We start from the raw sequence: 13,183 nt of genomic DNA on the forward strand, positions 1-13,183 counted from the left end.
CTCCCAGGGGGAGAGGGAGCGCGCTCTTTCCGGCTGGCTGTTAGGGTTCGCGCACCATGAATCTTGGACCCCTCGCTCCACTGCTCGTCTCCCTGCTGTCGGGTACTCCAGCCGCGGCAACGCCCGCGCAGCCCGCGCAGAAGCCCGCGACCGCCCAGGCTCCGTCCTCGGTGCCCGGCATCGCCCCCCTCCCCGGACAGCCCAACCTGCTGGCCAGCGGCGTCCCCGCCATTCCTCCCGAGCTGCGCCGCCGCGTCCTCCAGTACCTCGAGTCGCGCTCGGCGAACCTGCTGGACGTGAGCCAGGACGGCAAGCAGGTGCTCATCTCCACCCGCTTCGCCGACACCAACCAGCTCCACCTCGTGGAGCAGCCCCTGGGTGCCCGCTTCCAGCTCACCTTCACCCCGGAGCCCATCAACAGCGCGCAGTTCCTCCCCACCGACCCGCGCGTCATCTTCTTCCTGCAGGACGTGGGCGGCGGCGAGTTCTTCCAGGTGTTCCGCCTGGACCGGCGCAACGGCCGCTCCGAGCTGCTCACCGATGGCAAGAGCCGCCACGAGCAGCTCGACATCTCCGATGATGGCAGGTGGCTCGCCTACGGGAGCACCGGCCGCAACGGCAAGGACACCGACGTCTACGTGGCGCCCACGGACAACCCCAAGCAGGCCCGCCGCCTCACCGAGGCCGAGGGCACCTGGTACCCGGCCGGCTTCTCGCGCGATGGCTCGAAGCTGCTCGTCACCCAGTTCCGCGCGGCGGACGACAGCGACCTGCACGTGGTGGACGTGAAGACGGGCGAGCGCCGCCAGGTCACGCCGAAGGAGGGCAAGGGCAGCATCGACGGTGCCGCCCTCACGCCGGACGGCAGGAGCGTCTACCTCATCACCGACCGCTACAGCGACTTCGCCGAGCTCTACAAGCTGGACGTGGACAAGGCGCCCCCCACCAGCGCGCCCCCCTCCCTCACGAAGTCCATCCGCTGGAACGTGGAGGCCATCGCGCTCTCGCCGGACGGGAAGAAGCTCGCGGTGAAGACGAACGAGGACGGGTACAGCCGGCTGTACCTCCTGGACACGAAGAGCGGCGCGCTCTCGCCGGTGGAGATTCCCCAGGGCGTGATGGGCGGGCTGGGCTTCCCGCGCGGGCGCTCGGACGTGCTCGCCTACGCGTTGACCACCTCGAAGTCGCCCTCGGATGTCTACCTGCTCGACGTGCGCACGAAGAAGAGCACCCGCTGGACGCGCTCGGAGGTGGGCGGCCTGGACACGGACACCTTCGTGGAGCCCGAGCTGGTGCGCTACCCGTCCACCGACGGCGTGAAGGTCCCCGCGTTCCTCTACATGCCGCGTGGGGCCAAGGGGAAGGTGCCCGTGGTCGTCATCTGGCACGGCGGCCCCGAGGGGCAGAGCCGTCCCAACCTCAGCACCTTCATGCAGTACGCCGCGGTGGAGCTGGGCATGGCGGTGCTGGTGCCCAACGTGCGCGGCTCGGATGGCTACGGCAAGTCGTACCGCGCCATGGATGACGGGGTGAAGCGCGAGCAGAGCCTCGCGGACATCGGCGCCACGCTGGACTACATCGCCTCGCGCCCGGAGCTGGATGCCTCGCGCGTGGGCGTCTACGGCGGCTCCTACGGCGGCTACATGGTGCTGGCCTCGGTGGCCTTCTTCCCCGAGCGCATCCGGGCCGCGGTGGACGTGGTGGGCATCTCCTCGCTCGCCACCTTCCTGCAGAACACCCAGGCCTACCGCAGGGACCTGCGCCGCGCCGAGTACGGCGACGAGCGCGATGCCGAGGTGCGCAAGGTGCAGGAGCGCATCTCACCCCTCAACGCGGTGGAGCGCATCAAGGCCGCCCTCTTCGTGCAACAGGGCGCCAATGATCCGCGCGTCCCCCAGTCCGAGGCGGAGCAGATCGTCAAGGCCGTGCGCAACCGGGGCGCGGACGTCTGGTACATGCTCGCGCTCGACGAGGGCCACGGCTTCGGCAAGAAGGCCAACCGGGACACCATCACCATGGCGACTTTCCTCTTCCTGGAGAAGCACCTGGGCTCGCCCTCCACCGCGGCCAGCGGCTCCAGCAGGTAGCGGCCCCAGGCGGGGATGACCGGCACCCGTTCGCCGGCTCATCCCCCCCCGCGGGGCAGTAGCACGCGGAAGGTGGAGCCCTGGCCGAGCTGGCTGCTCACGGAGATGTGGCCGCCCATGGCCTCGATGATCTGCCGGGAGATCCACAGCCCCAGGCCGAAGCCGCCGTAGTGGCGCTCGGACACCGCGCGCTCGAAGCGGCCGAAGACGCGCTCCAGGTGCTCGGGGGCGATGCCGATACCCGAGTCCCGCACGACCAGGCGGGCCTCCCCACCCTCTCCATCCACGGTGAGCTCGATGGGGTTGCCCTGCCCGTACTTCACCGCGTTGGAGATGAGGTTCGTCACCACCTGCTCCAGCCGCAGCCGGTCCCACTGGCCGGAGATGGGCTCCGGGGCACTCAGCGTCAGGCGCGAGCCGGTGCGCGCCAGCTCCTGCTCGAAGCGCTCCGCCACCTCGCGCGTCAGGGTGGCCAGGTCCAGCGACTCCGGCCGCAGCACGAGCCGGCCCTCGTCCAGCCGGGACACGTCCAGCAGGTCGTTGACGAGGTGCATCTGTCGCTTCACCTGCCGGTCCATCACCTCCAGGGCCCGGCGCAGCCGCTCCGGGGGGAGGCCGTCGGGGCCGCGGGTGAGCGCCCCCAACAGGCCCTGCACCTGAAGCTGGAGGGAGGTGATGGGTGTGCGCAGCTCGTGGCTGGCGATGGAGAGGAACTCCTCACGTATCCGGATGGCCTCGCGTGCGTCGCGGTAGAGGCGCGCGTTGTCGAGGGCCAGGGCCGCGCGCCGGGCGAGCTCCTGCGCCATCGACAAATCCTGTGCGTCGTAGTCGTGGTGGGAGGACACGAAGGAGAGCGCGCCCAGCGTCTGGCCTCGCACCAGCAGGGGCACGCACAGGTAGGAGTGCGTGGTCAGCTCGCACGGGAGCAGGGGCCCCTCGAGGGGCGGAGGAGGGCGGGCCGAGCGGTCCGTGCACAGCTCGGGTTGTCCCGAGAGGATGACGCGTGAGACGGCGGAGCCACCAGGCGCCAGCGGCCCCAGCACGCGCGGCGGCTCCCGATGGCCTCCCTCGCAGGCGGTGGCCACGCACCTCACCGTGCCTTCTTCGCCGAGCAGGTACACGTGGCAGCCGTCGGCGTAGGTGGGGACGGCCAGGTGGGCGATCCGCTCCAGCGTCACCTCATGGTCCAGCGAGCTGGCCAGCAGGGTGCTGGCCTCCGCGAGGAAGCGCAGGGCCTCCTCGGCGCGCTTGCGCTCGGTGATGTCCGCCAGCACCGCCAGGCACAGCCGCTGGTCGCCCGCCACCTGCACCGAGGTGCTCCACATGGCCACGTCGAGCAGGGAGCCGTCGCGCCGCTGGCGGCGCAGCTCCCGGCCGAGGATGGACTCGCCGCGGGCGACGCACGCGAGGTGCTCGTTCAGCTCCGCCTGCTTGTCCTCGGGGACGATGGGGGAGCGGCGGCCGAGCACCTCCTCGGCCTTCCAGCCGAAGATGCTCTCCGCGGCGGGGTTCCACAGCCGCACCGTGCCATCCAGCGCCAGCAGGACGATGGCCATGGGCGAGGACTCGATGATGGCCCGCAGCGTGTGGTGGGCGTCGCGCAGCGCCTCGCGGGCCTGTCGCTCCTGCTCGAAGAGCCGGGCGCGCTCGAGGGCCTGGGCGGCGTGGTGGGCCAGCAGCGAGAGGAAGACGCGCTCGTCGTCGTCGAAGTGGTGCACCCCCCGGAAGCCGAAGGCGATCCCTCCCAGGCTGCGCCCGTCCACCATCAGTGGCAGGCATGCCAGGGCGATGGGGGTCTCGGCCATCGTCGTCGCGCGCAGCCGCTGCTCCGTCAGGGGATGGCGCCGGGCGAGCTCCTCGCGCGACTCGAGCCACGCCGGCTCCCCCCGCCGGATGATGTCCTCCAGGAGGCTGCCCTGTTCCAGCGGTGCCTGGTTCGCCGAATGGGCCACATCCAGCGGCAGCCCCACGCTGCGCAGCAACCGGGCGTGTTTGCCGGACTCGTCCGCGAGCCAGAGGCACGCCAGCTGGGCGCCGATGGCCGCCACGCCCTGGTCGAAGACGACCTCCGCCACGCGCGGGGCGGTGAGTACCTGGGAGAGGGCCGAGTTGAGCGTCTGCAGGCGGGCGGTGCGCGCCGCGACGCGCTCGGCGCGGGTGCGGGCCTGCTGCGCGGACTCGTAGAGCCAGGCGCGCTCCAGGGCCTGGGCGCTCTGCCGGGCCAGGTCCAGCAGCAGTCCCCGCTCGTCCGGGTTGAAGGTCCTGTGCGTGTCGAAGCCGAAGCCGATGACCCCCAGCGCCCGCCCCCGGAGCCGCAGCGGCAGGGCGACCACGGCCCGGGTCATGTCCGGCTCCGCGATGAGGGAGCTCGGGAAGGACTGGGTGAGGGCCTCGCGCGACTCGAGCCACACCGGCTCGCCCGTGCAGTACGCCATCACCACGGGCAGCGGCGCGCTGAGAGGGATGCGGGGACTTCTCGCCAGGGTCGAGAGCGAGACTCCCCGCTGGCTCACCACCTCCAGCTGCTCGGGGTCCTCCTCCAGCCGGGTGGCCATCACGGCCCGGTCCGCGCCAATGGCGGCGATCATCTCCTCGACGACGACGCGGGCCACGTCCGCGGAGGTGATGGCCTCGCTGAGGGCGACGGTGACGCGCTGCAGGCGGGCGAGCCGCTCGGCGGCCACCTCCGCCGCGTGCCGGGCCCGGCGCTCGGCCTCGTGGGCGCGCGCCAGGTCCAGCGCCAACCCCGCGCGGTCCGCCAGCTCCTGCATCAGCAGCTGCTCGGCGAGCTCGAAGGGCGGTGCTTCCGGTCCCCGATAGATGGCGAGGGTGCCCATCATGCGCTGGCGCGCGCGCAGCGGCAGCACCAGCAGGTGGGCGGGGGTCGAGGACGCGAGCTGACTCCCGGCCGGAACGTGCTGCGGGTGCTCGGCCCGTAGCTGGTTCTGCAGCTCGGCCAACTGCACCGGGGAGTAATGAATGGCGTGGCCGGTGACCAGCACCTCGGCGTGGACGCCCCGGTCCGCGGGCTGCGGGATGGAGGCGAGGTGCTCCATGAGGGCGCGCACCTCCGGGGCCGTGTGCGCCGAGGCCACCGAGTGCAGCCATCTGCCGTCCTTGGACAGCAGCCGCACCGAACAGGCCTGGCTCAGCCGGGGGACCATCAGCGCACACAGGCGCTCCAGCACCGCGGTCGGTTCCAGGCCGGCGTCGGCGAGCCGCTGGGACGCGTCCACGAGCAGCGCCAGCCGCTGGGCATCCGGTGTCCCGGACTCCCGCGCGCTCGCCTCTCTCGCTCCAGCAGCCACCATGCGGTCACCCACCTGCCCTGCGGTGCATGTGAGCAGAAACGAAGAGCCGAGAGAATCCAGTAGGTTGGACAACCCATCGCCTCCCGCGGGGGAACGATGGATTCCGGACGCATGGCGGCCCTCCTGTGCCTGGGTCGAAGCATTCCTACCATGCAAAACAAGCAAATCAAGAAAAATCCGATGCTGGGATGGCGAGCCTGGCTCCCTGTCCTCACCCCCGTCTCGGATTGCCTCAGGGTGAGAAACGCTCGCGGGTGACGGTGCTACAGCTCCTTGGGGAGGGATGAACGTCGGTGGTGGACGGGTCCTCCCCCGGTTTCGTCGGAGAGCGGACGCAGGGCGCTGGCCCGCTGGACATTGCACGCGCGGCACGCTCCTCGCGCATGGAGTCGCATCACTACTGATGTCCCCACGCGCGGGTACCCCCTTTCCCGCGCTGGGGAACTTCCATGCTCGATACGTGTCCGCCCGCTCGCTCGCCGGGCGTCCTCACAGGACTTGGCGTGCCGTTGTCCGTCCTGCTGCTCGTTGGTTTCGGGTCCGGCTGTGGTGGTTACTACGAGGAGTCCGATGGGTCGCACGGCATGGCGCCCGTGCTGGAGACGGCGACCCCGTCCGCGGAGGACCTTCCGGCGGCGCCTCCTGCGCCTCCCTCCGGTCCTCCCCGGGGGGGCTTCGTCATCGTGACGGGTGATGACGCCGACGACCTGTGGCACTGCGAGGAGAGCCGCTGCGGAGGCCTCTACCCCTCGCTCTTCCGCTCCGCGCTCTCCCGCTCCAAGTCGGGCGGCACCGGCATCCTCGCCATCGGCGTCAATGGGGGACAGGCCCTCGCCGCCTTCAACAGCTGGAACAACACCGGTCATGGCGGCCCGGGAGCGCGTGTCACCCATGTGCGCTCGGTCGAGGACATCGCCAAGGTGGACTTCAACCGCTTCGCCTTCCTCTACCTGCCGTCGGCGGAGCGGCACACCCTGGGCGGCCTCACCGCGCAGCAGATTCTCGCGCTCAACGCGCGCCAGCCGGACATCGCCCACTTCGTCAACGTGCGGGGCGGCTCGCTCATCGCGCTCACCCAGGCCGAGGTCTCCGGAGGGTGGGGTTTCCTCCCCATGCCGCTGCAGATGGAGGACATCCCCTTCGATGTGGCCGAGCCCACCGCGGAGCTTCACGAGTTCGCGCCCACCATCAGCGCCTTCGAGCTCAGCCACAAGTCCTTCCACAACGTCTTCACCGGGCCGAGCGGCTACTCGGGCCTGCACGTGCTCGCCTACAACAACGAGGCGTACAACCCGCATGCTGGCAAGCCGGTGATGCTCGGTGGCACCGCCGTCATCCTCAGCGCGGAGGACTGCGCCGATGGGCTCGACAATGACGGGGACGGCGCGGTGGACGGACAGGACACGGACTGCCAGGTGTGCGGCAACGGCCGTGTCGACCCGGGCGAGGCGTGCGATGACGGCAACCAGACGGGTGGGGATGGTTGCGGTGCGACGTGCCAGAAGGAGAACCGCGCGCCCGAGGCCACCTGCCACGACGTCTCCGTGTGCACCGACCCGGGCGTGTGCATCGCCACCGTGACGGACATGGCCACCGCCGTGGACCCGGATGGGGACTCCGTGTCGTGGGACGCACACCCGATGGGCCCGTATGCCCCGGGCGTGCACGGCGTCTGCATGACCGCTTCGGATGGTAAGGCGCAGGACTCCTGCTGGTCCAAGGTGACGGTGCGCGACTGCGAGGCCCCGGCGCTCGCCTGCCCGGGAGACTTCCGCGTGGAGTGCTCCGGCCAGGGCCAGGCACTCGTGACGCCGCCCCAGGCCACCGCCACCGACAACTGCGGCTCCGCGAGCGTCACCCAGCCCGAGGCCGTCACCCTGCCGCTCGGCGCGCACACGCTCGGCTACTCCGCGATGGATGCCTCCGGCAACACGGCGACCTGCGCTCCCACCGTGACGGTGGTGGACACGACGGCGCCCATGCTCCTGTGCCCCGAGCCCATCGTCGCCGAGTGCACCGGCCGCAACTCCGCCTATGTCGTGCCGGGCGTGGCCACCGCCTTCGATGTCTGCACCGGGTCCCAGGTCTCCGGCCCCATGCCGGACTGGTACGCGCTCGGCGCCAATACCGTGCGTTACACGGCGCGGGACAGCGCGGGCAACGAGGCCTCGTGCACCACCACCGTCCAGGTGGTCGACCAGACGCCCCCCGTGGTCACCGTGACGCCGCCCGCGCCCCTGTGGCCCGCGGACCAGCTCTACCGCACCATCCGCCTCGAGGACTGCATCGTGGTGCATGACCAGTGCAGCGGTGGGCTCACCCAGACGGGGGCCACCGCCACCATCTCCTGCGTCTCCTCCGACGAGGCCCAGGGCGAGGGCGAGCCGGATGTCGTCTTCGTGGACGCCACCACGGTGAAGGTCCGCGCGGACCGGCTGGCCGACGGGAATGGCCGCGCGTACTCGCTCCACTTCGAGGTGCGCGACACGTCCGGCAATGTCACCCGCGGCATGTGTCCGGTGGGGGTGCCCGTGGTTCGCAACGGTGCTCCCGTGGTCGACAGTGGTGAGAAGTGGCGCTCGTGCCGTCCGGTGGGCGGTGCGTTCGACTGGAAGCACATCTCCGTGGCGGAGTGAGGTCCGCCATCAGTGGGGTTGCGCGGCGCTCTCCTCGGGCGCCGCGTGGTCCGGTGGCGCGAGGCGCTGGATGCGGCACTCCTTCACCCCGCGGCCCTCCACGTTCGTCACCTCGAGGCGGACCTCGCCGTAGTCGACCACGTCGCCCACGTGCGGAGGCCGGCCCAGCAGGGCGAGCACGAGCCCGCTCACGGTGTCCACCTCGTCGTGAGTGAGATCGAGCCCCAGCTGCTTGCCCACCTCGTCGAGCCGGCGGATGCCCTCGGCGATGAGGTGGCCATCTCCATCCGACTGGAGGACGGGCGCGGTGGGGACTCCCTCGTCGATGTCGCCCACCACCTCCTCGAAGAGGTCCTCGATGGTGAGCAGGCCCGCGGTACCTCCGAGCTCATCCATCACCACGACCATCTGGGTCTTCTCGCGGCGCATCACGGACAGCACGTCGTCGAGCCGGACCGTGCGCGGCACGAAGGGCACCGGCCGCACGCGCGCGTACGTCAGCGGGTCTCCCGAGGACAGGACGCGCAGCAGGTCCTTGATGTGCACCATGCCCACGATGTGGTCGAGGTCCTTCGCATACACGGGGTAGCGCGTGTGGTTGGACTGCCGCAGCACGCCGCGCACCACCTCCGGCGAGGCACCCAGCGGAATTCCCAGCAGGCGGACGCGGGGCGTGGCGGCTTCTCCAGCGGTCCGCTCTCCGAAGCGCAGGAGCTCCTTCATGACCTGGCCCGACTCCTGGCGCAGGTGCCCCGCGTGCTGGCTCTCCTCGACGACGAAGCGCAGCTCCTCCGGCGAGTGGCTCGTGGAGCCGCCGGTACGGCGCACGCCCATGAGGCGCAGCACCCCGTTGCCCATGGAGTTCAGCAGGACGACCACGGGGAACAGGACCGTGCTCACCCACCGGATGGGCGTGCTGATCCACAGCGCGGAGTGCTCCGCGCGGTGCAGCGCGAGCGTCTTGGGAATCATCTCGCCGAGCACGATGTGCAGGTACGTCAGCAGGGTGACGGAGAGGATGCTCGCCAGCGTGTGGGCGGCGGCCCACCGCGAGCCTCCGAGCGACTCCAGGAGGGACGCCAGCCACTCGGCCACCACGTGCTCGCCGTACATGCCGAGCCCGAGGCTCGCGAACGTGATGCCCACCTGGGCGGTGGCGATGTAGCGGTCCTGTTGCCTGGGGTCGCGCAGCAGCTCGCGCACGCGCAGGGCGCGCTTGCTGCCCTTCTCCGCGCGGCGGTCGATGGCGGTGCGCGGCGCGCCGAGCAGGGAGAACTCGGCGGCGACGAAGAACGCGTTGACGAGGATGAGCAGCGCGATGACGAACGGCGCGACGAGGTCATGCATGAGCGGGCTCCATCGCGGGCTTGAGCTCATCGCCCATCCGGCCGAGCAGCGCCTCGAGCACGTCCTCGAGGCTCACGAGTCCTTCCACCCTTCCGTTGCGGTTCACCACCAGGGCCTGGGTGGCACGCCGCTCGCGCAGCAGGGTGAGCAGCTGGTCCGCCTTCACCCCCCGGCGCACCGTGGGCAGCGGACGCAGCACGTCGCGCAGCGGCGGCAGGGTGCCATGGCGGGCGAAGTGGCTCGCGATGTCCTTGGTGTGGACGATGCCCAGCATCTTCTCGAGCGAGCCCTGGTACACGGGCATGCGGGTGTAGGGGCTCGCGATGGCCCGGCGCAGCAGCTCGTCCGGTGAGGTGGTGATGTCGAGCGCGGCGATGCGCTTGCGCGGCACCATGAGGTCCGCCGCGGTGCGCTCGCCCAGCGTGAGGGCGCTGTGGAGCCGGCGCTGCTCCTCGGGGGCGAGCACGCCCGCCTGGTGGCTCTCCGCGATGAGCAGATCCAACTCCTCGGGCGAGTGGATGTGGCGGTGCCCGCCGGGCTTCACCCCGAAGAGGCGCAGCAGCAGGAGCCCGCTGCCGTTGAGCACCTTGAGGAAGCCCGCGTACAGCTTGAGGGACAGGCGCATGGGCGGGTACGTCAGCAGCCCCGCCTTCACGGTGAACTGTAGCGCGAGCGCTTTCGGGACGAGCTCACCGAAGAGCACCTGCAGGACGGTGAGCAGCACGAGGACGACGATCGCCGCCGCCGAGTGCGCCGCCACGGGTTGCAGCCCTCCGAGGCGCTGGAAGAGGGGCGCGAGCTGCAACGCGACGGTGGCCTGTCCATAGGCGCCGACGACGAGGCTCGAGAGCGTGATGCCAATCTGGCAGGCGGCCACGTAGCGGTCGAGCTCGGCGCCATCCTGGAGTACCGCGAGAAGACCCGCGGCGCGGCGATCGCCCCGTTGGGCGAGCGGCTGAAGTTGTGTCGCGCGCAAGGCGACCGCGGCGAACTCCGCGACGACGTAGAGCGCATTGACGCCAATGAGTAGAAGAATGACGAGCCAGGCCATCGCGCCTCACGTAGGGAGAGAACACACCCTACGAGCATGGGCATCGCCGCTCATGCAGGCACGGGAGGGACGGGCTGTACTCCAGGACAATCCGCACGGCCCCGCTCAGGCGCATCGCCGCGCTCGCGGGGCAAAGCTGTACCCGGGTCGAAGGCACTCTCGGACAGCAGGGGAGCGACTGGCGTTACTCGTCCAGCAGCACCGGGGAGAAGCCCGCCGCGTCACACGAGGCCAGCACGTAGCGAATTCCGGCGCGCTCTCCGGTGAAGCCCGCGGGGATTCCTCCCGCGTGCAGGTGGCCGTACACGCAGACCTTCGGCTTGAACGCCTCGATGGGCCCGAGGAACGCCGTCGGCTTCTCGTTCGCGTACATGGGTGGGAAGTGCACCGCCACCACGCGCGTCAGCGGCTCGGCGCTCTCCTTCTCCTTCTTCTCCGCGTCCGCGATGGACGCCGCGAGCCGCCGTGTCTCGCGCTCCACGTACCCCGCGTCTCCGTGCTCGTCGCCCATCTCCCCGCCCGGCATCGGCGGGGCCTCGGGTGCCGTCCACAGCCGCGTACCGGCGATCACCCACCGTCCGATGACCACCGCGCTGTTGTGCAGGAAGCCCTCCAGCGTCTTGTACGGCTCCAGCAGCTTGCGCAGCTTCGACGCCGAGTCGCCCCACCAGTAGTCGTGGTTGCCACGCACCAGCACCTTGCGCCCCGGCCGCTCGTCCAGCCACTTCAGGTCGTCCATCACCTCGGTGGGCCGCGTCGCCCACGAGATGTCCCCCACCACCAACACCACGTCCTCGGGCCGCACCTTCTCGTCCCAGGCGCGCTGGAGTGGCAACGGATGATCCGTCCACCCGAAGCGGTGCATGTCCTTGTTGCGCGTGGAGGGCAGATGGGTGTCCCCGATGGCGAAGAGACGCATGCCCCTCTCCTAACCCAGCCCGCATCCCCCGTCGCCCCTCGCATCGTCCCCCAGGCCACTCCCCGGCCACCCGGCCGATCGTTTCAAGACAAAACTCTTGAAGAATAGGGTTTCAAGAAAAACAGGCTTCCCTTGGGGAACGGGAAAGGGCATCTTATCGGACCAGCCCCCCCAGGAGGGGGCGGAGCCGTCGCTTCATCCCTTCCCCCCAAGGAGTGCTTCCATGCACCCGTTCCGTAAGCCGCTGGTGGCAGCCGCCGCCGCGTTCTCCCTGGCTGCCTGTGGTCCGCAGGAGCCCACCCCCTCCGCACCTGCCCCCGTCGAGGACTCGCGCACGCCCGCGCAGCGCGAGGCCGAGCGCACCCCGTACCAGTTGGACGGCTTCTTCGCCCAGGCGGCCGCCGACTTCCGCGTTCCCGCCGACCTGCTCAAGGCCGTCTCCTACACCGAGACCCGGTGGGAGATGGTGAAGGGCGAGCAGGAGTTCGAGGGCATGCCCGCCGCCTACGGCCTGATGGGCCTGCGCGGCGCGAACGTCGCCGAGGGTGCGCGCCTGGCCGGTGTGTCCGAGGAGGCCGTGCGCACCCAGCCCGAGGCCAACATCCGCGCCTACGCGGCGCTGCTGTCGGCCACCGCGGACGAGCTGAAGCTGGACCGCTCGGAGGTGGGCGCCTGGGCCCCGGCCGTGGCGAAGCTCAGCGGCATCACCAGCGCCGACGCTCAGGCCGAGTACATCCACAATGAGGTGTACAACGTGATGCGCCTGGGCGCGGTGGCCCAGACGCCCGCGGGCGACCTGGCCGTCTCGCTCATGCCCACGCAGGTGCGCGCGCAGTTCGACTCGCCCCGCGTGCACGCGCTGGCCACCGGTCCGGACTACGCCGCCTCCATCTGGCGCCCCTCGCCCAACTACAACGCGCGTCCCACGGGCACCCAGGGCGACGTGCAGATCGTGGTCATCCACACCTGTGAGGGCAGCTACTCGAGCTGCTGGAGCTGGCTGACCAACTCCGCCTCCGGCGTGAGCGCGCACTACGTGGTGAACGAGAGCGGCTCGGAGATCTCCCAGCTGGTGCGCGAGTCGGACCGTGGCTGGCACGTGGGTGCCACCTACGACTGCAACCTCAACGGCGGCGTGATGTGCGGCCTGCAGGGCGTGTCGGTGAACCACTTCTCGGTGGGCATCGAGCACGGTGGCTTCGCCAGCCAGACGTCCTTCCCGGCCGGGCAGATCGACGCCTCGGCGAGGCTGACGTGCGACATCACGCAGGGGCAGGCCATCGTGCGTGACAGCTACCACATCGTGGCGCACGGACGGCTGCAGCCGGCCAGCCGCACGGATCCGGGTCCCAACTGGCCGTGGTCCACGTACATCAGCAAGGTGCAGAGCTACTGCGGCGCCTCCACGGGCATCGTCGTCGACAGCAACAACGCCAACAACGACTCCTCCAAGGGCTACATCGAGGTGTCGGCCAACTGGGTGTCCTCGACGAACGTGGCGGGCTACTACGGCTCGGGTTACTTCGCGGCCCCGACGGCGGCGGTGTCCGACCCGGCGACGTTCTGGTTCTACCTGCCGGCGGCGGGCACGAAGACGATCGAGGCCTGGTGGACCTCGGCCACGGACCGCTCGACGACCGCGCCCTTCATCATCTGGGACGCGAACGGCACCAAGCTGGCCACGGTGAACAAGAACCAGCAGACCGGTGGCGGCGCGTGGAACGCGCTGGGGACGTGGAGCTTCCCGGCCGGCTGGAACAAGGTGCAGTTGAGCCGCTGGACCACGTCTGGCTATCAGGTCATCGCGGACGCCATCCGTGTGCGGTAATGAC

Annotated in this window: 7 protein-coding genes; 3 read left to right on the forward strand and 4 right to left on the reverse strand. The window is 70.5% G+C overall.

What is annotated here, in order from left to right; genetic code table 11:
• Window positions 1-56: 56 nt before the first annotated feature.
• Window positions 57-2,087 (forward strand): S9 family peptidase, encoded by a 2,031-nt coding sequence (locus NR810_RS46200; protein WP_257462090.1) that lies wholly within the window; start codon window positions 57-59, stop codon window positions 2,085-2,087.
• A gap of 38 nt (window positions 2,088-2,125) precedes the next feature.
• On the opposite strand, the gene NR810_RS46205 is transcribed toward NR810_RS46200, so the two are convergent.
• Window positions 2,126-5,398 carry a GAF domain-containing protein gene (locus NR810_RS46205; RefSeq protein WP_257462091.1) on the reverse strand — a complete coding sequence of 1,091 codons (3,273 nt, stop codon included), beginning with the start codon at window positions 5,396-5,398 and terminating at the stop codon, window positions 2,126-2,128.
• 449 nt (window positions 5,399-5,847) lie between these two features.
• On the opposite strand from NR810_RS46205, the gene NR810_RS46210 reads away from it, so the two are divergent.
• Window positions 5,848-8,034, forward strand: a complete 2,187-nt coding sequence (locus NR810_RS46210; protein WP_257462092.1) for an HYR domain-containing protein — start codon at window positions 5,848-5,850, stop codon at window positions 8,032-8,034.
• Window positions 8,035-8,043: 9 nt separating this feature from the next.
• Here the strand turns inward: NR810_RS46210 and NR810_RS46215 are convergent, their stop codons facing one another.
• The 3 genes from NR810_RS46215 to NR810_RS46225 form a co-directional block, all read right to left on the reverse strand.
• Entirely contained in the window at window positions 8,044-9,381 is a 1,338-nt protein-coding gene (locus NR810_RS46215; protein ID WP_257462093.1) for a hemolysin family protein, read from the reverse strand.
• Entirely contained in the window at window positions 9,374-10,432 is a 1,059-nt protein-coding gene (locus NR810_RS46220) for a hemolysin family protein (protein WP_257462094.1), read from the reverse strand. Before NR810_RS46220 ends, NR810_RS46215 begins: the two co-directional genes overlap by 8 nt.
• A 184-nt stretch (window positions 10,433-10,616) precedes the next feature.
• Entirely contained in the window at window positions 10,617-11,351 is a 735-nt protein-coding gene (locus NR810_RS46225; protein ID WP_257462095.1) for a metallophosphoesterase, read from the reverse strand.
• A gap of 223 nt (window positions 11,352-11,574) precedes the next feature.
• On the opposite strand from NR810_RS46225, the gene NR810_RS46230 reads away from it, so the two are divergent.
• Window positions 11,575-13,179 (forward strand): golvesin C-terminal-like domain-containing protein, encoded by a 1,605-nt coding sequence (locus NR810_RS46230; RefSeq protein WP_257462096.1) that lies wholly within the window; start codon window positions 11,575-11,577, stop codon window positions 13,177-13,179.
• Window positions 13,180-13,183 lie beyond the last annotated feature (4 nt).

This window comes from Archangium lipolyticum (assembly GCF_024623785.1).
In the GTDB taxonomy this organism is placed as follows: domain Bacteria; phylum Myxococcota; class Myxococcia; order Myxococcales; family Myxococcaceae; genus Archangium; species Archangium lipolyticum.